This is a genomic window from Galbibacter sp. (assembly GCF_048266365.1).
Taxonomy (GTDB): Bacteria; Bacteroidota; Bacteroidia; order Flavobacteriales; family Flavobacteriaceae; genus Galbibacter.
This window is the reverse complement of record NZ_JBLWZP010000006.1, coordinates 143,308-167,677: the sequence shown is the minus strand read 5'-3', so window position 1 is coordinate 167,677 and position 24,370 is coordinate 143,308. Positions and strand designations below refer to the sequence as shown.

The following is a 24,370-nucleotide window of genomic DNA, read 5'->3' as shown; positions in this document are numbered from 1 at the left end:
TGTGATAGTTACATCACACGTTTTTTTACTTGATATGCAAACGTACTGTTTAAGATTCTGTTGACTTTTCAGCCTTAGTTATCTTAATGGTAAGCGTATCTTTTTCTTTATCTAAATTCATTTCTATACGATCGCCTTCGGTGAGCTTTGAAGTGATAATTTCTTCAGCTAAAGCATCTTCGATATATTTTTGAATGGCACGTTTTAAAGGTCGAGCTCCATATTGTCTGTCGAATCCTTTATTAGCAATATAATCTTTGGCTTTTTCAGAAAGGGTTAAATGATACCCTAAGCCTTCAATACGCTGATAAAGTTTTTCCAATTCGATGTCAATAATCTTATGAATATCTTCTTTTTCTAATGGATTAAAGACAACCACATCGTCAATTCTGTTTAAAAATTCTGGTGCGAAGGCTTTTTTTAATGCATTTTCAATAACACTTTTTGAATGTTCGTCTGCCTGAGCTTGCTTGGCTGAGGTTCCGAATCCGACTCCTTGTCCAAAATCTTTTAACTGTCGAGCTCCAATGTTGGAGGTCATTATAATGATGGTATTTCTAAAATCAATTTTTCTTCCCAAGCTATCGGTGATATAGCCGTCATCCAATACCTGCAATAACATATTGAAAACATCGGGATGTGCTTTTTCAACCTCGTCTAATAGAATTACTGCATAAGGCTTTCTTCTTACTTTTTCGGTAAGCTGACCACCTTCCTCATAACCAACATATCCTGGAGGTGCTCCAATAAGTCTAGATACTGCAAATTTCTCCATATATTCACTCATATCGATTCGAACGAGTGCATCTTCTGAATCGAATAACTGCTTGGCAAGTACCTTGGCCAATTGCGTTTTACCTACACCAGTTTGACCTAGGAATATAAATGATCCAATTGGTTTATCCGGGTCTTTAAGACCAGCTCTGTTTCTTTGGATAGCTTTTACCACCTTAGCCACAGCATTGTCTTGTCCGATAACTTTTCCTTTGATCAAATCAGGCATTTGAGCGAGTTTAGAACTCTCGGCCTGAGCAATTCGAGTTACTGGAACCCCACTCATCATGGATACCACGTCTGCCACACTTTCGTCAGAAACGATTTCTCGGTGTAGTTTACTGTCCTCTTCCCATTTGTCTTGTGCTTGGGTTAGTTCTCTTTCGATTCTCTTTTCATCATCTCTTAATTTGGCAGCCTCTTCGTACTTCTGTTTTTTAACTACAGAATTTTTGAGTTCCTTGACGCGATCCAATTCTTTTTCAAGATCCAATATTTGTTTTGGAACTTCCATATTTGTGATGTGTACGCGAGATCCAGCCTCATCCAAGGCATCAATAGCCTTGTCCGGTAAGAAACGGTCCGTGATATATCGATTGGTCAATTTAACACATGCTTTAATAGCCTCATCTGTGTAGGTAACATTGTGATGTTCTTCGTACTTATCCTTGATGTTGTGAAGAATTTCAATAGTTTCTTCCACCGAGGTCGGTTCGACAATAACCTTTTGGAAACGACGTTCCAAAGCTCCATCCTTTTCAATATACTGTCGATATTCATCAAGGGTTGTGGCACCAACACATTGGATTTCTCCTCGAGCTAGTGCAGGCTTAAACATATTTGATGCATCTAAACTACCGGTGGCACCTCCAGCACCTACGATGGTGTGTATCTCATCGATAAACAAGATGATGTCATCATTTTTCTCGAGTTCATTCATCACCGCCTTCATGCGCTCTTCAAATTGACCTCTATATTTTGTGCCCGCAACCAAGGATGCTAAATCCAAGGTTACGACCCTTTTGTTGTATAAGATTCTGGAAACCTTCTTTTTGACAATACGAAGGGCTAAACCTTCAGCAATGGCACTTTTTCCAACACCAGGTTCTCCAATTAACAATGGGTTGTTTTTCTTACGTCTACTAAGAATTTGGGAGACCCGTTCTATTTCTTTTTCTCGACCCACAACGGGGTCAAGTTTATCTTCCTCTGCAAGTTGTGTCAGATCACGACCAAAATTATCTAAAACAGGGGTTTTAGACTTTTTATTGGATTTTGGATTGTTCGATGGACTTGAGCCAAAAGGATTATTACCTTCCTCTGCAGAACCAGTTTCGTCAGAAAAAGAGTCTGCTGTAGGGGGATCTAGAAAATCATCTTCACTTGTTATCATGAGCTTAAATTGTTCTTTAACATTATCGTAATCAATTTTAAGCTTGTTTAGCAACTTTGTCGTTGGGTCATTTTCATTACGCAAAATACAAAGCAGTAAATGAGCAGTATTTATCGAAGGGCTTTGAAAAAGTTTAGCCTCTAGGAATGTTGTCTTTAAGGCACGTTCTGCCTGTCTTGTCAAATGCAAATTACGTTTATCATTTGCACTTACCCCAACGTTGAGGTTGGAGGGGCTAAGAATTTCTACCTTTCTTCTCAAATGATCAAGGTCTACACTCAAAGCGCTTAATATGTCGATTGCTTTTCCGTTTCCATCACGTAAAAGTCCGAGCATAAGATGCTCTGTACCTATAAAGTCATGTCCTAATCTAAGGGCTTCCTCTTTACTATAGGCGATTACATCTTTTACTCTTGGTGAAAAATTGTCATCCATATTTCTTTCTTTCTACTGTTAAAAATACTAAATCAACTCATAGTAGGCAAAAACCATACCTTAAAAAGTTGTTATTTCACGTAGTTTTAGCTAATAGACAAAAAAAACCGTTTAAATCAAAACAATACATACGCAATTTATCAACCTTTTAGTCTTGATAATCTGTTGATAAAATGATTAAAAAACATCGGCAACCCTCTCGAAAGCATCAATAAAATACGTATATTGGCACGATTTAAAATTAAACAGAAAATAATATAATTAATATGGCGGAAGGAGAAAAGCTGATCCCTATCAATATAGAGGATGAGATGAAATCGGCGTATATCGATTACTCGATGTCAGTCATTGTGTCACGTGCTTTGCCGGATGTTAGGGACGGATTAAAGCCAGTTCATCGACGCGTGTTGTTTGGAATGCATGAACTTGGAGTGAGGTCAAATAGTTCTTACAAGAAATCTGCAAGGATTGTAGGTGAGGTGCTCGGTAAGTACCACCCACACGGTGATAGCTCGGTTTATGATACTATGGTCCGTATGGCGCAATCCTGGAGTTTGAGGTATATGCTTGTTGATGGTCAAGGAAACTTTGGATCTATTGATGGCGATAGTCCAGCTGCGATGCGTTATACTGAGGCGCGTATGCGTAAGATATCCGAAGACATGTTGGCAGATATCGATAAAGATACTGTAGACCATCAGTTAAATTTTGACGATACCTTAAAAGAACCAAGAGTGCTCCCAACAAGAGTTCCAAACCTATTGGTTAATGGAACCTCAGGGATTGCAGTTGGTATGGCAACTAATATGCCTCCCCATAACCTTTCTGAGGTTGTGGATGGTACCATTGCTTATATTGACAATAGCGATATAGAGATCGATGAACTCATGGAGCACATCAAAGCACCGGATTTTCCAACAGGTGGAGTGATCTATGGTTATGATGGCGTACGTGAAGCATTTAAAACAGGTAGAGGACGTATCGTGATGCGAGCTAAGGCTCGTATTGAAGAGGTTAAGGGAAGAGAATGTATCATTGTTACTGAGATCCCTTATCAAGTCAACAAAGCGGATATGATTAAAAAAACCGCTGACCTTGTTAATGATAAAAAAATAGAAGGGATATCTAATATCCGTGATGAATCGGATAGAAAAGGAATGCGTGTTGTCTATATCCTTAAAAGAGACGCTATTCCAAATATTGTATTAAACAACTTATTCAAATATACTGCATTACAATCATCATTTAGCGTGAACAACATTGCTTTGGTCGAAGGTAGACCACAAATGTTGAACCTAAAAGAGATGATTCATTATTTTGTAGAACATCGCCATGAGGTGGTGGTCAGAAGAACAGAGTATGAATTGCGTAAAGCAGAAGAGAGGGCTCATATCTTAGAAGGTCTCATAATTGCCTCGGATAATATTGATGAAGTTATCGCTATTATCAGAGCATCTAAAAATGCAGAAGAAGCACGTGAGAAATTAATTGAGCGCTTTAAATTATCCGAAATTCAAGCTAAGGCGATCGTTGAAATGCGCTTGCGTCAACTTACCGGACTAGAACAAGACAAATTACGTGTTGAGTACGAAGACATTATTAAGTTCATCGAAGATTGTAAAGATATTCTAGCACGTAAAGAGCGTAGAATGGAAATTATCAAGGAAGAACTTATAGAGGTAAAGGCGAAATACGGAGACGAAAGACGTTCTCAAATTGAATACGCTGGAGGAGACCTAAGTATTGAGGATATGATTCCTGATGAGCAAGTGGTTATTACTATTTCTCATGCCGGTTATATCAAGAGAACACCTTTAAGTGAGTACAAAACGCAAAATAGAGGGGGTGTAGGTCAAAAAGGATCTTCTACTCGAAATGAGGACTTTTTAGAGCACCTATTTGTAGGAACAAACCACCAGTATATGTTGTTCTTTACGCAAAAAGGAAAATGTTTCTGGATGCGTGTTTACGAAATCCCTGAAGGAAGCAAAACTTCTAAAGGACGCGCCATTCAAAACCTTATTAATATCGAACAGGACGATAAGGTAAAAGCCTTTATTTGTACTAAAGATTTAAAAGACAGCGACTACATAAACAGTCATTTTGTCATTATGGCAACCAAACAAGGAGTGGTTAAGAAAACTTCCTTGGAACAGTATTCTCGTCCAAGACAAAATGGTATTAATGCCATAACTATTCGTGAAGACGACGAGCTACTAGAGGCAAAATTAACCACGGGTAACAGTCAAATTTTATTAGCGGTTAAATCTGGAAAAGCAATTCGTTTCGAAGAAGGTAAAACGCGACCTATGGGTAGAAATGCCTCAGGGGTACGTGGAATTACTCTTGCTGATGAAAATGATGAGGTAATAGGAATGGTTTCTGTCAACAATCTCGATGATCATATTTTAGTGGTTTCTGAAAATGGTTATGGAAAACGTACCTATTTGGATGATCCTGAAGATGGTGAGGCAGTTTACCGTATCACCAACCGTGGTGGTAAAGGAGTTAAGACCATGTCCATTACTGAAAAAACCGGGGCTTTGGTCGCCATTAAGAATGTCTCTGACGAAGATGACTTAATGATTATTACCAAAAGTGGTGTAGCCATTAGATTAGCTATTGAAGATCTACGTGTAATGGGGCGTGCTACTCAGGGTGTAAAATTGATCAATCTTAAAAATGATTCTATTGCCGCTGTTGCCAAAGTAATGAAGGAGGATGAACTCGAGGAAGATGTAAATGATATAGAGGTTCAAGAAAATGGCACGGATTTAGATAATGAGACTAGTATACAACCTGAAAACAACGATAATTAACCCTTTAAACAACAAATTTCAAATTAAGAACAATGAAAAAGAGAGTTTTAATAGCGTCAGCTTTATTAGTTTCTTCTTTTGCAATCGCTCAGAAAAGCGAATTAAGAGACGCAGATAAAGCATTGGATAATGGAAGTGCGGCTCAGGCCAAAAGCACTTTACAGAGCCTGGCTTCAACCATAGAGACAGCCGATGATAAATACAAAGCACAATATTATTTTCTTTTAGGCAAAACACATGCTGACTTAGCAAAGAAGGGTGGAGATGATGCTGATTATCAAAAGGCCGTTGAGAACCTGAACAAGCTTGTCGAGTTTGAAAAATCATATAAAACGAAATATACGGACGAGGCCCAACAAATACTTGAAGGCTTGTCTGGAGATATCGTTAATGCCGCAATTGAAGATAATAATAACAAAGAATTTGCAAAAGCAGCGAACAAATTATTCATGGCTTATCAATTGACTGATAGCCAAGATTATTTGTATTATGCAGCTTCTAGTGCTGTTCAAGGTGGTGATTTCGACACTGCATTGGAGTATTACCTAAAATTGAATGAATTAGGGTACACTGGAGAAAGCACTGCTTACTTGGCCGTAAATAAAGAGACTGGCGAAACCGAGAATCTTGGAACAGAGCAAAATCGTGATTTAATGGTAAAAACTGGACAGTATATAGATCCTTCTCAAGAAGAAACGGAATCTAGATATCCAGAGATCATTAAAAATATAGCGTTGATCTATAACGAAAAAGGGGAAACCGAAAAAGCTGCTGCAGCAATTAAGGACGCACGTGAGGCAAACCCTGAGGACATGAACTTGCTTTTAACAGAAGCTAATATGTATATCCAAGCTGGGGATAAAGCTAAATTCCAGTCTTTGATGGAGGAAGCTATTCAGAAAGACCCAACTAATGGAACCCTGTATTATAACCTTGGTGTTATTACTGCAGAACAAGGCAATAATGAGCAAGCAGCTGAGTATTATAAAAAAGCAATTGAGTTAAATCCTCAAAGTGAAAATGCTTATTTGAATATGGCTTCATTGCTTCTTTCTAAAGAACAAGACTTAGTTTCAGAAATGAATAATCTTGGGAATAGTACTGCAGACAACAAGCGTTATGATGAATTAAAAGCCGAGCGTGAGGGTATTTATACCTCAGCAATTCCTTATCTGGAAAAATTGCTAGAAGTTAATCCATCTAATATTGATGCTGTTAGAACCCTAATGAACATATATGGTACTATAGGTGATCAAGAGAAATATTCAGCGATGAAAGATAAATTAGCTGCCTTAGAGCAGTAGTGGTATCCACTCACCATATTAAATGTATTAAGGCACCCAATTGGGTGCCTTTTTAATTTTAAAGTATTTTGTGAGGTTCTATTGAGCCAAATAGACGCTTAGTGGGTGCTGAATCTCGATGAGTTCTTTAACCACTAATTTACATACCTCTGTAGCACCTATTTCAGATAAATGTGTGTTGTCGTGTTTACCTTTTGGATAATATGGAATTTCTCCTGCATCGTAGTGAAGATGCAGCACTTTGGACTCCTCTAGACCATAGGACATTTCTAATAGCTCAGTAAGGTATTGCAGATCTATAAAATCTACATTGTACTGCTGTGCCACCAGACGGGTTTCTAAGGGATAGGCCCCATGAGTATCGATTAAGGTATTATGTTGATTAAAATTTCTTCTGACAATGGATGAAAAAAGTACAGGAATTGCACCTTTGGACCTGCTCTGTTCTACAAATTTTATCAAGTTATATCTATAGGCTGTATGAGGATTGGTATACCGGTCAGGGGATTTAAACTTTTGATCATTATGACCGAATTGTATAAAAACGTAATCACCGGGTTTTAAAGCCTCGTATACCTCTTTCCATCGACCTTCGTCTATAAAGCTCCGTGTACTTCTTCCATTGACAGCCTTGTTGACTATGGTGACTTGATCGTTGAAAAAACCAGCTAACATTTGCACCCAACCACGCTCAGGATTCTGATCTGGATTTGGTTTATTGGCCATAGTGGAATCTCCTATGGTGTAAATGCTAATGGATTGTCCATAGACTACTGTGGTTAAACAAAATAAAAGTACAACAGCAATTCGCTGTTTAATCGAGATACCAGTTATTGTCATTTTTTGATTTTAAGAGTTTTTCTAAGGTGTAGCTAGCTTGCTGTTTTTTAGTTAGCTGATGTGACCACTCCACGCGCTGTTCAGTGTTAGAACCGGGCCCACTGGACTTGTATTCGGCGTAAAAACTTCGTTGATGACTCTCTGGTTTGTTCCAGTCATGCCATCCTTTGGGATTGATATGACCACCCATATCACATCGAATAAAAGCTGTCTTGGCATTATAGCGCCAAGGCCTGCCCAGATATACACTTTTCACATTTGGAGCAGCCGTCAGCTTACATTCAATAAATACAAACCCGAAAGGGACATTCTCTGGGGTTGATGCTGCTGTTATATACGAATCAGATGTACTGTGAATAGTACAGTGATCAAATACTGCAGTAGCCTGCCCGAATATAAAGTCCGTACTACCTTCGATCTTACACGCTTTGAAGTATACTTTACTATAGGCACCGCTAAGGTAAACGGTGTCTTGATTGCCTATTATGGAACAATTTTCAACCATTACTTTATCAGCTGTAATGGCCAGAGCAACCGCCTGTCCAACACTTCCGGCAGTGTTCATGATTTTTAAATTTTTTAAAATAGTTCCTGTAGCCTCTACGGAAAAGGTGGGCGTGTGAAAGGTACTGTTTCGTCCTTTGTTTATTTTACCAAAATAATCGTCATAAAGGATGATGGTACTATCAGGATCCTCACCAATAAGACTTAGGTTGGTGTTCCACTCATAGACTCTTATCTTTTCCTTATAGATGCCATTTTTGATCCAAATTGTAATTCTCTGATACGGAAAGGACTTGGCATTGTTTATGGCCTCTTGAATGGAACGATAGTCGCCACTTCCATCGGTAGCGACTACCATATCTCCATCATTCGGGTGGAAACCATACATCTGCTCTTTGGCATACAGAAAAAGAGTACATACCAAAAGGAGTTTGTATAAACTTTTCAAAGTATGGTTCATGATTATTTATTTAATGCTAATGCAGCCAAAATAAAAGGTCCGGTTGCTTTAGGGTCATTGTCCTTTTTACGTTCGTTAATGTAATATTCGTAAGATCCATCTCTGTAGGGTTTACCCCCTAAACCAGCCACGGCACATGCCTGGGTGATGGTTAAAAGACCTTCTTTATCAACTTTGATCAATTTTTCAGTGAGTCCTTTAAAGCCTAGTTCGGCATTTTTCATAAAATGTGCTGGTAAATAACCCTTGTTGACCCCTTTTGCCAAGGTATAGGTCAACATGCTGGAGCCAGAGGCTTCTAGGTAGTTCCCTTCACGATTTCCCATATCTGTTACCTGATACCACAGTCCAGTTTCATCCTGTACTTTTATCACAGCGGTAGCAAGCTCATTTAAATAGGTGATAAGTCGGGGTCTGGCAGGATGATCTTCCGGAAAATAATCAAGAACATCTACTATTGCCATGGCGTACCAACCTAAGGATCTTGACCAAAAGTTTGGTGAAGTTCCTGTTTTATCATTAGCCCAATCCATGGCCTTACTCTCATCCCAACCATGATAGAGTAGACCTGTTTTTTCATCCTTAGCGTGCTTTTGAATCAGGTCAAATTGATGGGCGATATCATCCAAGGCTTTGCCTTGCTCATAGGTAACGGTATATTGTGTATAAAAAGGGGCACCCATATAAAGCCCATCAAGCCACATTTGGTTTGGATAGCGTTCTTTATGCCAAAAACCGCCAGATTTTGTTCTAGGTTGATCAAAAAGCTGTAGGCGAAGGCTATCCATGGCAACTTTATACCTTGGATCCGTAGTGTTATCAAAAAGTCTAAAAAGAAGCTTACCAGCGTTAATCATATCGATATTATATTTTTCGATATCATAGGTAGCAATTTTCCCTTGATCATTGATCAAGGTATCGGCATAGCCCTTGATGTAATCGTAATACTTTTGATCTTTGGTTTTGTCGTACAACTTCTCAAAACTAAGTAGTACCACACCGTGAACATAATCCCATTTTGGTTTGGTCCTATGGTCAATCTGATAAGCATCCTCATTGCGATGCATAATCGAATTAGCCATCCTTACAGACCACTTATCTGTGCTGTCAATAATGGTAGTGCTTTCGGTATTTTCTGTGACTTCTGTTTTGTTTTCTTTTTGCTTACAACTGCTAAGTAGACTCATTACAACAAAGGCAGTGGTTATAACACTATATGTTATTTTCATTTCTTTTTTTATTAAGGTAACTGATTGTTTGAATTTAACTCCTTCAATAGCCCGTTGATATAGCTTAGGAATTCTTGCTGATTTTTGATACCATCTTTTTCTTTTTCCCAAGCTCCGAGAAAGTAAAAAGAGATGGCTTCTGTGGATGGATTAAATACCACAAGATGATCATCCGACCCATTGACAACTTCGTTGACTGAGGCGGTGTTATAGAACAAGGCCATACCTAGTTTATCAGGTACTAGAGTTTGCTCTCCATAGGATGCTATATAGGCCCATTTACCATTAGCACTGGTCTTTTGGATTAATTTAATGGCATCGAATTTTACGATTCCAGTACTCAATCCGCTGATGGCTTTACTTGCAGTGACGGTGTGTTTGGTGTAACGATCTCCTGGCTTTATAGTCAGTTCAGATTTTAAATCAATTTTATCCCCCGCAGTTTCCCATCCGGTATAATTTACCTCTACAGTTGACTTCTGATCCGAGTTATCAACACTTGCCATAGTAGCCTCTACATTTTCAAAATGCAATACTTTACCATCACTATATCTTCCGATGGAACCAATACCTAAGGACTTTCCTGCTTTAAGAATATCCATACCCCAATTACTCATTTCATGATAAGAATCAAAATTATCTTGACCTACTTGGGGCAGGACCTTTTCATGGGTCTTCTTCCCGAAAATATCGATGGCGTTTCTCCAATCTAAATACAGACGATAACCAACTTTATCGGTTTCCCAACCCGGGCCTTCGTAACGTATATAATAGGAGTGATCTGTATGTTCTTTTGGAACATCCAAATGAGTAACATTTTTAAATGCACCTCCACCTTCGTACTTGCGGTTGACCCATTTTCCACCTTCTTTGACAGAGATTTCAGCATAGGACAAACCACTGGATTTAGGAGTCTCGGCAACCTTTTCGATAGTGTCTTTTGAAGTTGTTTGTTTTTTTTCTTGCTGCTTACAGGAAAGACAAAGTGTAAGACAACATACTGGAATTAAGAACTGAATTGTTTTCATTATAAAGGATTATGGTTACAATTTATTTTAAACATTATGAACTTATCGTAAGTTACGATAAGTTCATAATTCCTAACTACATCAATTTACTTGTATATGATTAAAGGTCTTATTCATAGGCAGGATTTTGTGGAAAATCCTTGTTTTGATTTAAATCTATTGCCTCTTGAGGGATAGGTCTTAGAATTTTCAATTCTCCATTGGCTCCTTGGAAATTGCTTTCTTCAATTAAATAGTGGTGTTGGGAGGCGCGTTCCACTAATTTACCTGTTCGTTTGAGGTCAAACCAACGGTGGTATTCACCCAGTAGCTCTCTTGCTCTTTCATCCAATATGTAATCAATGTTAAGCTCTGCTAATGTTGCAGGATTTGCATTGGCTCTATTTCTAACTTCGTTTAATCGCAATAGAGCTGTTGCAGGATCACCGGACTTTAAATAAGCCTCGGCAGCAATGAGATATGTTTCACCTAAACGAGATAAAATAAGGTCTCTGGTACTAGTTCTTCCTCCATCAAATGGAGCTTGCGGGTCATCAAATTTCTTCACAGGAATGGTTTGATAATCTAGGTTTCTACTCACCGAAGGAACATACTCGCCATAAGGGTGTATGGTGGCCTCCGGATGAAGACTTTGATAGTCTGCCAAGTCACTGGCCGAACTAGCCCATTTTGGTGCATAGTAATGTGCAACCAAAAGCTCACTATGATCCTCTTCATCATAATAATCATAATAACGTTCAAATGCTTCTGTCATAAAAGTGGCTTCCCATCTTTGATCACCTTGATCATAAAGACTAATCGCAAACTCAGTAGGGCATAGGTTATAGGATCTGTATGGCGCATCTCCTGAAATTTCTGCACCACCGAGATAGGAGCTAAAAAACAAATTTTGCATATGACCGAGATTTGTTGGATCTGTACTATTAGATTCCGGACTAAATTGAACGGAGAACAAGGTCTCCGAATTCATTTCATTTCCGGGTGTCCATAATTCCTCAAAAGGAATAGTCAAGGATTGGCCGGCAATGGCATCATCAGCGTAACTTGCCGCTTTTGAAAAGTCATCCGCACCGGCAAAGCTCTCATAGGCTCTAGTAAGATAAACCTTGGCGAGTAAATGTTGTACTGCTCGTTTGTTTACACGACCGTCAAATGCACCACCGCCAATTCCAGAAAGAGTGGTTTCCAATTCACTAATGATAAAGCTATATACTTCTTCAGCAGAATTGCGATCAAAGGTGAGTATTGGACTATCAATATTTTCGGTAACAAGTCCAACTCCACCGTAGGTCTGAACTAGTAAAAAATAAGCATTAGCACGTAAATACCTAACTTCTCCAATACGCTGGTTAATATTTGAATTTTGAGTGTTTAATGCGCCATAATGAATGGCCATATTCGCACTCTGAATAGCGCGATAACAACTGGTGTATAATTGTCCGACCCCCTCAGAGGAAGAAGTCAATTGAATGTACTGACTCAGTCCAGGTGGCTCCTGATCCCTTCCCTCAGCATAGAGATCAGTACCGGCACTAAAGAGCCAGGGTTCGTTACCGTATATTTCTTTAAGTTGCGCATAATTTGCGTTGACAAGGGTCTCAAATCCTGCCTCTGTGGTGTAAAAACTTCCGCCCTCGACATTGGATAGGTTTTCTTCTTCGATGTAATCGTCGCAAGAAAACATAGTAAATCCAAAGATAGCTACAGTGTATATGATGTGTTTAAATTTCATGATTTCTTAGAATTTTAAGTTGATCCCTAATTGATACGTAATTGAACTTACACGCCCGATGCCTAATGGAGCTCCCGCCCATTCTGGGTCATAACCGTCATAATTCGTAAATACAAATGGATTGATGACATTGGCATAAATCCTCAAATGTTTAAGGTTCAATCGATCAATAAGTTTATCACTAAAGGTATAGCCTAGGGCTATGTTTTTAACCTTGACAAAGGAGGCATCTTTGTAATAACCAACCCCTTCATCTCTCCAATACGTTCCCATATTCCTAGCTTGTGGGTAACTATTTGAATATTGTGCAGGTAAGCCTGCTTGGTTTTCTGGGATGTACCAATCGATATCTAATTTTTGCCTCCCACGATCCCTGGTGTCTGTAAAATTAGAGTGAAAATTACTATAAGCAAGTACCCCTTGATTGGTAATTAGAGAAGCGGAAAGATCAATATTTCCAACTTTTAAGGTAGTGAAAATACTTCCTGACCAGTCTGGATTCGGGTTACCTAAAATAATGCGGTCCTCTATTGGGGTAATCGCACCGTCACCATTGATATCCTTAACACGTGCCTCTCCCTCAGATTGATTATAGGACTCAGCTTCGGCTACTTGATCACCTTGCCAAATCCCATCGAATTGATAATTGTAATGGGAATCAATATCTTCTCCTATAAACCATCCATTTCCAACATCATCAACCTGATCTTGATTGTATAGTTCTTCGATTTTATTGGTGTTTTTGGTAAAGGTTACACTAGTGGTCCATGAAACTTTATCAGTTTCGATAATGCGTCCCGTTAAACTAGCTTCAACTCCAGTATTTCGAACAGAGGCAACATTGGCTTTAATTTCTGGCCAACCCGATTCAATAGGTAGTTTTTGATCCAAAATTAGATCGTCAGAAAGTCTATCATAGACATCCACCGTACCGGTAATTCTGTTGTTTGCAAGTCCAAAATCCAAGCCGAAGTTCATCTCTCGCGTTTTTTCCCAGCCTAGGTTAGAATTGGCAAGGATAGAAGGTAACCATCCATTGGCTGTGGTCCCGTTAAAATCATAGAACAACTGTCTATCTAGTGAATTCATGGTCGCATATGGGGAAACATTGTTGTTTCCGGTATACCCATAGCTCGCACGTAGTTTTAAATTGCTAATAGTATTGGAGTCCGCCATAAAATCTTCTTCAGAAATACGCCAAGCTACAGCAGCAGAAGGAAAGGTGTCCCATTTCTTGCCCTGAGAGAGTAATGAGGAGCCGTCCCAACGATTAGTAAGCGTTATGAGATAGCGATCGTTAAAGGAATAATTCAAACGAAGTGCAAAAGAATTCATGGTCTGCTTATAAAAGTTAGAACCTAAATTAAAAGTACCTTGCTCCCCAGATCCAATATTGTAAAATCCAGTATCAAAAGGCATATTACGAGAACTTAAAAATGAAGTTTCTGTTCTATTGTAATACAAACTCTGAAGTGCTAGAAAATTAAATTGATGTTTTTCATTAAAAGTATAATCGATATTGATTTGATTGTCCCATGTTCCAATTACAGTTTCTCCTTTATTCATCGAAGCTGACGGCATATCACCATTGGAGACCCCTGTATTGGTCATAGCTCCCCAGGATTGACCTCTACGGTGGTTTCTATAACTTGCCGAGTAGGCCGTTTTAAAGGACAGCCAATCAAGAATGTTGTATTGAAAATAAATATTTCCAACCCCAGTCCATTTTCTTGTCTCATCCGAGGTGTTCCGTATTTCTAAAAGGGGGTTATAGGTAGAGGTTTTATCGACTACCATTACTCCTTGCGCATTTGTTAATTTACCTGGAAGCGGAAATAGCTCACCATCAAACCCGTAAGGGGTCATAAGCGGACTAAAACGGAACGCCTCACGCATTGCAACGCTACTACCATCTTGTTGCTCAATAAAGGATACCGTTAGGTTGGCACCAATCTCAAACTTATCGTTAAACTTTTTATTCAAACCAGTTTTAAAGTTATATTTCTTTAAGGTCTCCTTATCGATATTACCAGTTTCTTTTTGAGCACCTAATCCAATGTTGTAGCCTAATCCATCCTCGGTTCTACCTGCCGCGTTCACATAGGTGTTCTGTTGCATACCTGATTTTAGTACGGCATCGTACCAATCAAAATATTCATTGTTTTCCGCTCTTCGCAGCAATTCAGAATTTTTAGTTCCACTATAGGCAGCAACTAAGGCTTCCGGAGTTACATTCCCATCAGGATCAGTTTTGGCTGTAGCCAAATAAGCTGATCTGTGATAATACCACCATTTTTCGCCACTCATCATCTTAGGTAATCGGGCAACATCCCGAACACCCATATAACTATCTACTGAGACCGTAAAGTCTGCAGGGGCAGAAACACCACTTTTTGTAGTGACAATGACTACCCCATTGGAACCTCTTGATCCGTATATCGCTGTTGAAGATGCGTCTTTTAGAATATCCATACGCTCGATGTCTTCCGGGTTTAAAAAGTCAATGTTATCGGTCTGAGCGCCATCTACAATGAACAATGGGTCGCTGTTGCCACCTAAGGAATTCTTTCCTCTTATAACAATGTCATATCCGTCTCCGATACGTCCGGTAGCTCTAGAGATTTGAACCCCTGGAACATTACCCTGCATGGCTTCTAAAGGATTATTCATACTACGCTCAGTTAGGGTACCGGCATTCATGCTTCCTACAGCACCGGTTAAATCAGATTTCTTCTGAGTACCATAACCAATTACCACAACCTCCTCTAACGATTGCGTGTCTATCTCTAATACAATTTGTAGTGTAGAGCGTCCATTGAGGTTTATTTCTTGTGATTTAAATCCAATATAGGTAATCTCCAGGATGGCATCAGACGAAGATACTTGTAAATTAAAATTTCCGTCAAAGTCGGTGGTAGTACCGTTGTTGGTGCCATTTTCAAGAACGTTTACTCCAGGAAGAGGAGTGTTTGTTTGCTCGTCAACAATGGTTCCTGATATATTGGAGCCTTGCTGGCCGTAAACAGCGCTTGCCATCATAAAACAGCATACTGCAATAGCAGTTGATAGAGACCGAAGTCTTGTTTTTAGTGGTGTTTTTGATTTCATAATTTAGTTAGCTTGGTTTTTAAAGTTGTTTAATAGATTTTAATTCATAATGCTATTTGTATTTGTAATCGATTGCACGAATCTACTAATTAGATATCAAAAAACAAATAAATCCTTAAAAAAATATGTGATTATAAATTTATTACTATTAATTTTAACAAAATAGTACTACTTTAGCCAGCTTAATGATACATATATACAATATAACCCTCGTAAGGGTTGTGTTCGCTGCAAATTATAGATGATTAGGTAATCGATAACATCAATAATTCAATTAAAAATGAAAATGGTTACATTTGTGAGCTGTTAGTACAAAATACCTGATTAATGAGTGAAAAGACAACAATTTACGATATAGCAAAGGCTTTAAATATAACGGCCGCTACTGTATCAAGAGCCCTGAACAATAACCCTAAAATTAGTCAAGCCACGAAAAAGTTGGTTTTAGAGACCGCTGCGAAGATGAATTACAAGCAGAATAAATTGGCTCTAGCACTCAAGAGTGGCAAAAGTAATACGGTTGGTGTTATTGTTCCATATATAGATAGAAATTTTTTCTCGGCAATTATTCGTGGTATAGAAGAGGAGCTATATCCCTTAGGCTATCATGTCATTATATGCCAAACACATGAAGAGGAAGGTACGGAGATCGATAATATCAATGCTTTGTTAAATGCTCAGGTCGATGGTATATTGATGTCAGTATCCAAGTACACCACGCAACTTGACCATTTCGATCATGTTCTTAAAAAGGGAGTTCCATTGGTGTTTTTCGATAGGAGAAAGGATATTAAAGGTGTGAGTACGGTAACCATTGATGATTTTGAAGGCGGATATGAGGCTACAAAACATCTTATTGAGCAAGGTTGTAAACGGATTGCTCATCTTTCTGGAGATCGTTCCTTAGAAATATACAGACATCGTTATGACGGATATAGGAAGGCTTTAGAAGACTTTGGATTGAAATTTAATAAGGATTACGTCATTCAAAGTAAAAGTGATATTGGAGCAGGGCATAAGGCTGTCGATAAATTCATGAAATTGGACAGCCCGCCTGATGCTATTTTTTCTTCCAGTGACTTTTTGGCTTTGGGTGCTATTCAGCAACTCAAGAAATATGGTGTTAAAATCCCGGAGGATTTTTGTGTGGTAGGTTTTAGTAATGAACCCTTTACAAAATTCATGGAACTTTCTATTAGCAGTGTCGATCAATCTCCCGTTCAGATGGGGAATACTACGGCTAAGGTCTTTTTAGAACAAGTGAAGGATGCGAACGTCAAGATTGAAAAGAAGGTAGTACTTTCACCCACACTTAAGATACGAAAATCGTCTAGCAGGTCATAATTACATATATTTATTTAAAATAATTGGTAGTTTAAGGCGCTGTAAATCAATAAAATCATTAATTTTAAGTTGATTTTCTGCGTTATATAGTATGTTCAGAATTCATTTCTCGGAAAATCACCAAACTGAAGTACTAACCAAAACCACCACCGCGATGAAAACTATTCGATTCGTTATTACATTTATGATTCTCAGTGGATCATATTTTATGCAGGCACAGGGAACTGTTGCCGAAAAAGTAAAAGATTGGGAACGCGCTAAGGCCTATACCTTGGAGTACATGGAAGCTATGCCGGCTGATAAATACGATTTCAAACCTACAGAAGAAGTTCGCTCATTTGCCCAGCAAATGTTGCATATCACAGATGCCAATTATGGATTTGGAGCCACTGCTACAGGCGTAGAAAGCCCGGTAGGGATGGGTGAGTCTGAAAAATCTGAGGATACTTCTCGTGATAACGTTATTGCATTGGTCAATGCCGGTTATGATTTTGTGATCGACAATCTAAAATCAATGCCGGAGGAGCAATTGAATGAATCGGTTAAAGTGTTTGGTCAATTTGAAATGACAAAGGGAAAAGCACTCGACAAAGCATTTGAACATCAAACCCACCATCGTGGACAAACAACCATTTATTTACGACTTGCCGGTGTGAAGCCACCAAACGAAAAATTGTTTTAGTTTAAAATCACCGTAGTAAAAGAATAAACCCACCCCACTTTATAATCAATAGCGGGTGGGTTTACAATTTTAAATCCTATTTTTTATTGCTTTCCTAAAGGGAAACTCCTCGTTTCCATGGAATAAAATCATTCTGACCTAAATCCATAGCCTTAGTGGGGCGACCACTGGCTACTTCAATGATATATGCCATAAGTTGATCAGCTGTTTGTTCAATTGTTTTTTCTCCTCGTATAATTGCACCAGTTTCAAAATCAATGATATCTGGCATTTTATCGGAAAGTTCGGTATTGGAAGCTACTTTGATTACTGGAGTAATAGGGTTTCCAGTTGGAGTACCCAAACCTGTAGTAAAGAGTATAATGTTCGCTCCTGATCCCGCCATAGCGGTTGTACTTTCCACATCATTCCCAGGAGTACACAGTAAGGTCAAACCTGGCTTGGTCACATATTCTGTATAATCCAACACCTGTGCAACCGGCGAAGTTCCTCCTTTTTTAGCCGCTCCTGCAGATTTCATGGCGTCGGTAATCAATCCATCTTTGATGTTACCCGGTGAAGGGTTCATGTCAAATCCTGATCCGGCATCGACAACTGACTTCTCATAGGCTTTCATTAGCTCCAAAAATCGTTTGCCATCGGTCTCATCTACACAGCGGTTGACAAGTTCTTGTTCTACACCGCAAAGCTCCGGGAATTCTGATAGAATTGCCGATCCGCCTATTGCTGCCATGATGTCTGAAACATGACCCAGAGTAGGGTTCGCCGAAATACCCGAGAATCCATCAGAACCTCCGCACTCAAGTCCAATCTTAAGTTTAGAAATAGAAGCAGGACTTCGTTTAATGTCATTTGCTTTTTTAATGGCCTCGAAAGATTCTGTGATAATCGTATTGAGCATATTATCCACCGTTCCCATCTGTTGTTGTTCGTAAATATGTATGGGCTTGGTATTTTCCGGTGCCACCTGGGTTAAGGCATCTTTAAATATTCGTATCTGTAGGTTCTGACATCCCAGACTTAGCACTGTTGCTCCAGCTACATTGGGGTTATTTACATAACCTGCAAGTAATCTGGCAAGTGATTCTGAGTCTTGACGGATACCGCCGCATCCTCCTTGGTGAGTGATAAATTGTACCTCAACATTATCGAATACGGGAACAGATTCTGGTTCTGGAGAAGCTTCTTGATCGGATTTGTTAAGCAGGGATCGCAATAATAATTGTTGCTTACTCACATTTTGATTCAGTAACTCCTTCTCAAAGACTTCTCTGAGGACTTCAATATTTCTGTTTTCACAAAAGACTAGAGGGAAGAACAACCATACATTTCTAGTTCCTACTTGACCATCGGCTCTGTGATACCCCATAAATGTTTGATCCTTCCATTGGCTTACCTCTGGTGGAGTCCAGGTGAAGTTTTCGGTTTTTCCGAACACTTTTTCACTTTGGTGTTTTACATTTTCTGTAGTAATCACTTCTCCTTTTCCAATAGGTTTACTCGCGCTACCTACAAGCACACCATACATTATAATTTTGTCATTGGTCTCAAATGGAGTTAAGGCAATCTTATGTTTGGCCTTAACATCTGTTGCTACCGCTATAGTTTGATTTTCAAAATTAACTTGCGCCCCCTTTGATAAATTTTTCAAAGCCACCGCAACATTGTCATTCGGATGAACCTTAATTAATTGCTTTTCCATAACTCCTTAATTTCTTCAATTATTTTATTTAGCTCTGAATATTCACATGCTCTGCAAACTGCTGAAATCCTTTTTCAACACCTTGAGTTTCTATAAGCTTGAGTCCTCTGGAAACTGCGGCGCTTAGCCCGCTAACCTTTGTTAAATCCCGTCCCCAAAACTCTGTATTTGAGAGTGCTTGCTCACTGATTTGGTCGTAAGACTCACTCTCCCATAACGCTTTAAATTCGGCCATAATTTGAGCCTCGTCTTTCACTGGTAATACCTGGCCTTGCCATTGTGAATTATAGAAGCGAATCAGGCACGACAGTGCAAAGGTCAAATGAACCGGTAATTCACCTTTAAGATCTACATAAGCCAATAAACTAGGCAATACACGAACCTTAAATTTAGAAATCGAGTTTAGTGCAATACTAGAAAGCATATGCTTTATAAACGGATTTCTGAAACGATCTAGAACGGCGTCGGCAAAATCTTCCAATTCTTGAGGATCCATATCCAATGTAGGAATGATTTCCTGGAACAGAGCAGCCTGAACAAAGGCTCCTGTAAACGGATTGTCCACAGTTTCTTTAACGGTTTGATTTCCGTAAAGAATTGAAAACGGAACCATGGTCGTATGGGCACCATTTAAAATTCGTACTTTTCTAGTGCGATATGGCTGCATATCATCCACAATTTTCACATCCAATTCTGTTTTGTGAAAAGGTAGTTTTGCTTTGAGTTTTTCACCCCCTTCAATAACCCATAAAAAGAACTTTTCCGCACTAACAATGAGTCGATCTTCATAGTCTAATTGCTGGTTATAGGATTCAATATCATCCTTTGGATATCCTGGAACAATACGATCCACTAGGGTATTGTGGAAATCCGTACTCTCCAGTATCCATGTTTTAAAGCCGTCCTCTAACTCCCAAAGTTCGATGTATTGTAAAATAATCTTTTTTAATGTTTGTGCATTATGATTGATCAGCTCACATGGAATAATAGTGAGTCCTTTACTTTTCTCCCCATTAAAATGTTTAAAACGCTCGTATAAAAAGCGGGTCAGCTTTCCGGGAAATGAACGCTGTGGTTCCATATCAAAACGATCCTCTGGATTATAAGCAATACCGGCTTCAGTTGTATTGGAAATTACAAATTCTAGTTCCTCTAAGGCAGCAAGCTCTAGATAGGCGTTAAAATCTTTATAAGGATCAATGCCCCTAACAATGCTGGATATTAATTCTTTTTCTTGAATTTCCTTTCCTTGAAGTACGCCTTTCATAAAAAGGGTGTACAAGCCATCCTGTTGGTTTAACGAACCTACCATACCTCCAGTCAAAGGCTGGATTACGGCAACTCCTGCCTTGAAGTCACACTCATTATTCAGGGTCTGAATAGCGTAATCCACGAAAGCTCTTAGGAAATTACCCTCTCCGAATTGTAATACCTTTATTGGGTACTGTGGAAGCTGGTCAACCGTAGTTCTGTTTAATTGTTTCATTTATTTAGCAAAATTTTATTTTATATTTTAAAATCCAAATACACTTGGTAACCACAAGGTTAATTGTGGAAAATAGGTTATTAAAAACAGGGCCACTATCATAGCTAAAAACATCGGAATTAATGGTTTGATAACTTTTTGAATCGAGGTCTTGGCAATTCCCACCCCGACAAAGAGTACCGATCCCACCGGGGGCGTACAGAGTCCTATACAAAGGTTCAGCACCATGACAATTCCAAAATGGACAGGATCCATTCCTAATGCCGTTACTATTGGTAAAAAGATAGGAGTGAATATCAAAACTGCAGGTGTCATATCCATAAAGGTTCCAACCACCAATAGAATGAGGTTAATGATTAAAAGAATAATTATCGGATTATCACTAATCTGTAAAAGCCCGGCACTGATCTCCTGTGGGATATTTTCATATGACATCACCCAAGACATACTCATAGAGGCACCAATCAATAGCATCACTACTGCTGTGGTTGCAGATGAATCAAGGAGGATCTGTGGTAGTTTTCTAACCGAAATCTCTTTATAAATAAAACCTAAGACCAAGGTGTATAGCACTGCTATAGCAGAGGCTTCTGTTGCAGTAAATACTCCGACAACGATTCCTCCAATGACCACCACCAATAGCAATAAGCTTGGCAGGGCGTCTATAAATGTTTTGAAGACTTGTTTTAGAGAGCTGCGTTTTCCGATCTTATATTTTTTCTTTTTAGCCCAGATTGCAGCCATGATCATTAAAAATAAACCAGTGAGTATCCCTGGAATATATCCAGCTAAGAAAAGTGCAGCAATCGAAACGCCTCCACTGGCCAGTGAATATACAATCAGCACGTTACTTGGCGGTATGATTAGTCCCGTGGTGGCTGAGGTAATATTAACGGCCACCCCAAATTCTTTGGAATAACCTTCCTTTTCCATCTCAGGTCCTAAAATACTACCCATGGCAGAAGCAGAAGCCATAGCCGAACCGGCAATAGCCCCCATGAGCATAGCAGCTATAACATTAATCAGCGCAAGCCCGCCCGGAAGCGCCCCTACTATTGTTTTGGCAAAGGCTATCAGTCGATGCGCAATTCCTCCCTTGTTCATCAGTTCTCCGGAGAGTATAAAGAAGGGGATGGCTAAAAGGGCAAAACTATCCAAGCCGGTGGCCATTCGTTGTGATACTGTGGTAAAAGATGCAATTGAATCAATAGATACCATCATTGTTAGTAGTGATGATACGGTAATACTCCAGGCTACAGGGGTTCCTATGGCCAAAAGGAATAAAAAACTTAGTATAAGTACAAGAACAGGTGTATAGTCCATAATTTTATTTTTGAAGTAAGTCAGCTAATTTGTAATAAACAATAAGTAGTCCACTAAGTGGGATAACAAGATAAACTACAGCAAGTGGCATTCCCAGTGCAGCTGTTGTTTGTCCTAGGATGTAACTTATATAGACCAGACGACTCCCACCGATTACAAGTGCAAAGAGTGCAAATAAAAGCACCACTAGATGCACAAATATGGCTAACCTCTTTCTTGATTTTTTATCTAGTTTAGAGGGGAGGTAATCAATGGCTACATGCATGTTCTTTCCTGAGACATAGGCAGCCCCTAGGATACCCAACCAGATCATTAAATATCTCGATAATTCATCGGTAAAGGAGCTAGGAGTATCTGATAGGTAACGCGTAAACACCTGCCATAGAACGTTTATTACCATAAGCCCCATAATGATTATGAGTATTCTGCTTAGAATAAGGTCAATTTTTTGACGTAATGCGTTCATAATTATTTAGTGTTTTTGATTTGTTGAATGAGGGTATTTATTTCTGGGTCGTTCTTATATTGATCATAGATGTTCTGAACATCCGCTATAAAGGGTGCTTTGTCCGGGTAATTTACTTTGACGCCAGCCTCTTTAATAGCGTCTAAGGCTTCCTTTTCAGAGATTGACCATAGTTCTCTTTGATGTTTAACAGAGCGTGTTGCAGCCTCTTGTAACCACTCTTGCTCTTGAGGGTTAAGTCTGTCCCAAAGATGGGTTCCTACAACCAATATATCTGGCAACATCGTATGTTCGTCTATAGAATAATACTTACAAACCTCATAATGCCGGGATAGGTAAAAACTTGGTGGATTGTTTTCTGCTCCATCAACGACACCTTGTTGAAGCGATGTATAGAGTTCTCCCCAAGCGATTGGAGTAGGGGAGCCGCCAAGGCTCTGAACCATAGCCATAGCTGTAGCGCTTTCCATAACCCTTATTTTTAGGCTCTTTAAGTCTTTTGGAGTTTCGATGGGATGATCTGCTGTGTAGAAGCTTCTACTTCCGGCATCGTAATAACATAGGCCTTTCAGCCAGAATTTAGTAGCCTCATTAAGTAGCTCTTGGCCAATAGGCCCGTCGAGTACTTTAAACGCTTGCTCTCGATCTCTAAAGAGAAAAGGGAGGCCAAGAACCTTCATCTTAGGCGCGAAATTTTCCATTACCCCTGCAGAAACCTTAGTCATGTCTAAACTTCCAATCTGAAGAAGTTCTAGGCATTCTCGTTCAGAGCCCAATTGTTGGTTGGGATAAATCTTTATACTGAGTTGTCCATTGGAGATTTCCTCCAAATCCTCAGCCATTTTTTCCATGGCTTTGTGAACGGAGTGATTTACATCGAGTCCGTGAGCCAATTTAATTACTTTATGTTCGCTGCTTTGATTGCAAGAAAGCATAGTTGTTAGCGCAATTACAACGATTGAGATCTTTTTTAAAAATTTCATCTGGGTAGTTTATTTATTTCAAGAGAACAATTCTTGAAGGACTTTGAGTTTAGTTTTATAATGGTTTTGGTGAACGGAGTTCTTATGGCTTTATAGAGTTGATAAATTTCAAGGTGTCTTTAACCTGCTTTGTCAATGAATTAAAATCTTTGTTTTTAACAAGATCACCGGTAATGAGCTGTGAACCCAATCCAACACAACTTACGCCTGCGCTGAACCACGATCTTAAATTTTCTTCTGAGGTGTCCACGCCACCAGTGGGCATAACACGTGTCCATGGACAAGGCCCTTTGATTGCTTTTACGAACTCAGCACCGTAAATAGCACCTGGGAATAACTTTACGATCTCGCAACCAAGTTCTTCCGCGGCAGCAATTTCCGTTAATGAACCACAACCTGGGGACCATAATACTTTTCTACGATTACATACTCTAGCAATATCTTCTCTAAAGACGGGGGTTACGATAAACTGTGCCCCAAGTTGCATGTACAGTGAAGCAGAGGCGGCATCGGTTACTGAGCCCGCTCCTAAAATGAGATCTGGACAGTGTTTTTGACAGTATTTAACCAGTGTGGTAAATACCTCATGAGCAAGTGGCCCACGAGAGGTAAATTCAAATAGCCGTGCACCTCCTTTGTAGCAAGCCTTCACAACCTCACACATCAGTTCTGCATCTGGGTTGTAGTACAACGGCACTAGGCCAGTAGCTTCCATGACGTTGACAACTTCTATTCTGGTATATGTTTTCATTTTCAAT

General features: G+C 39.3%; 17 protein-coding genes. 4 read left to right on the top strand and 13 right to left on the bottom strand.

The genetic code is table 11. The features are described 5' to 3' along the window. Positions 1-49: 49 nt before the first annotated feature. Entirely contained in the window at positions 50-2,602 is a 2,553-nt protein-coding gene (locus tag ACN0TV_RS10895; protein WP_417362940.1) for an ATP-dependent Clp protease ATP-binding subunit, read from the bottom strand. Between the two features lie 266 nt (positions 2,603-2,868). Here ACN0TV_RS10895 and gyrA point away from each other — a divergent pair, with 266 nt between their 5' ends. Then, the gene (gene gyrA / locus ACN0TV_RS10890; RefSeq protein WP_417362939.1) at positions 2,869-5,421 is read left to right on the top strand and encodes a DNA gyrase subunit A; all 2,553 of its coding nucleotides are present in this window, start codon (positions 2,869-2,871) and stop codon (positions 5,419-5,421) included. Between the two features lie 32 nt (positions 5,422-5,453). After that, on the top strand, positions 5,454-6,725 hold the full coding sequence (locus ACN0TV_RS10885; protein ID WP_417362938.1) for a tetratricopeptide repeat protein: 1,272 nt from the start codon (positions 5,454-5,456) through the stop codon (positions 6,723-6,725). Between the two features lie 78 nt (positions 6,726-6,803). Here the strand turns inward: ACN0TV_RS10885 and ACN0TV_RS10880 are convergent, their stop codons facing one another. The 6 genes from ACN0TV_RS10880 to ACN0TV_RS10855 all read right to left on the bottom strand — a co-directional run bounded on the left by ACN0TV_RS10880 (position 6,804) and on the right by ACN0TV_RS10855 (position 15,626). Further along, positions 6,804-7,565 (bottom strand): rhamnogalacturonan acetylesterase, encoded by a 762-nt coding sequence (locus tag ACN0TV_RS10880; RefSeq protein WP_417362937.1) that lies wholly within the window; start codon positions 7,563-7,565, stop codon positions 6,804-6,806. Then, on the bottom strand, positions 7,540-8,529 hold the full coding sequence (locus ACN0TV_RS10875; protein ID WP_417362936.1) for a pectinesterase family protein: 990 nt from the start codon (positions 8,527-8,529) through the stop codon (positions 7,540-7,542). The genes ACN0TV_RS10880 and ACN0TV_RS10875 overlap by 26 nt, the downstream gene beginning before the upstream one ends. Before the next feature lie 2 nt (positions 8,530-8,531). Continuing rightward, complete coding sequence (locus ACN0TV_RS10870; RefSeq protein ID WP_417362935.1) at positions 8,532-9,758, bottom strand: glycoside hydrolase family 88/105 protein; 1,227 nt, start codon at positions 9,756-9,758, stop codon at positions 8,532-8,534. An 11-nt stretch (positions 9,759-9,769) separates the two neighbouring features. Next, positions 9,770-10,786: a DUF4861 family protein gene (locus ACN0TV_RS10865; protein ID WP_417362934.1), complete on the bottom strand. Its 1,017-nt coding sequence runs from the start codon at positions 10,784-10,786 to the stop codon at positions 9,770-9,772. A 109-nt stretch (positions 10,787-10,895) separates the two neighbouring features. Then, positions 10,896-12,518, bottom strand: coding sequence for a RagB/SusD family nutrient uptake outer membrane protein (locus ACN0TV_RS10860; RefSeq protein ID WP_417362933.1), 1,623 nt, complete (start codon positions 12,516-12,518; stop codon positions 10,896-10,898). A gap of 6 nt (positions 12,519-12,524) precedes the next feature. Continuing rightward, positions 12,525-15,626: a SusC/RagA family TonB-linked outer membrane protein gene (locus ACN0TV_RS10855; RefSeq protein WP_417362932.1), complete on the bottom strand. Its 3,102-nt coding sequence runs from the start codon at positions 15,624-15,626 to the stop codon at positions 12,525-12,527. 327 nt (positions 15,627-15,953) lie between these two features. Here ACN0TV_RS10855 and ACN0TV_RS10850 point away from each other — a divergent pair, with 327 nt between their 5' ends. Beyond that, positions 15,954-16,970, top strand: coding sequence for a LacI family DNA-binding transcriptional regulator (locus ACN0TV_RS10850; RefSeq protein ID WP_417362931.1), 1,017 nt, complete (start codon positions 15,954-15,956; stop codon positions 16,968-16,970). Between the two features lie 154 nt (positions 16,971-17,124). After that, positions 17,125-17,652 (top strand): DinB family protein, encoded by a 528-nt coding sequence (locus ACN0TV_RS10845; protein WP_417362930.1) that lies wholly within the window; start codon positions 17,125-17,127, stop codon positions 17,650-17,652. Between the two features lie 94 nt (positions 17,653-17,746). Here the strand turns inward: ACN0TV_RS10845 and ACN0TV_RS10840 are convergent, their stop codons facing one another. From ACN0TV_RS10840 to ACN0TV_RS10815, 6 genes are all read right to left on the bottom strand, one after another. Further along, positions 17,747-19,354, bottom strand: a complete 1,608-nt coding sequence (locus ACN0TV_RS10840; RefSeq protein ID WP_417362929.1) for a UxaA family hydrolase — start codon at positions 19,352-19,354, stop codon at positions 17,747-17,749. A gap of 28 nt (positions 19,355-19,382) precedes the next feature. After that, positions 19,383-20,840, bottom strand: a complete 1,458-nt coding sequence (locus tag ACN0TV_RS10835) for a tagaturonate reductase (protein ID WP_417362928.1) — start codon at positions 20,838-20,840, stop codon at positions 19,383-19,385. A 27-nt stretch (positions 20,841-20,867) separates the two neighbouring features. Then, entirely contained in the window at positions 20,868-22,163 is a 1,296-nt protein-coding gene (locus tag ACN0TV_RS10830; RefSeq protein WP_417362927.1) for a TRAP transporter large permease, read from the bottom strand. Positions 22,164-22,167: 4 nt separating this feature from the next. Next, the gene (locus ACN0TV_RS10825) at positions 22,168-22,629 is read right to left on the bottom strand and encodes a TRAP transporter small permease (protein WP_417362926.1); all 462 of its coding nucleotides are present in this window, start codon (positions 22,627-22,629) and stop codon (positions 22,168-22,170) included. 2 nt (positions 22,630-22,631) lie between these two features. Continuing rightward, entirely contained in the window at positions 22,632-23,612 is a 981-nt protein-coding gene (locus ACN0TV_RS10820) for a TRAP transporter substrate-binding protein (RefSeq protein WP_417362925.1), read from the bottom strand. An 82-nt stretch (positions 23,613-23,694) separates the two neighbouring features. Next, complete coding sequence (locus ACN0TV_RS10815; RefSeq protein ID WP_417362924.1) at positions 23,695-24,363, bottom strand: bifunctional 4-hydroxy-2-oxoglutarate aldolase/2-dehydro-3-deoxy-phosphogluconate aldolase; 669 nt, start codon at positions 24,361-24,363, stop codon at positions 23,695-23,697. Positions 24,364-24,370: the final 7 nt, after the last annotated feature.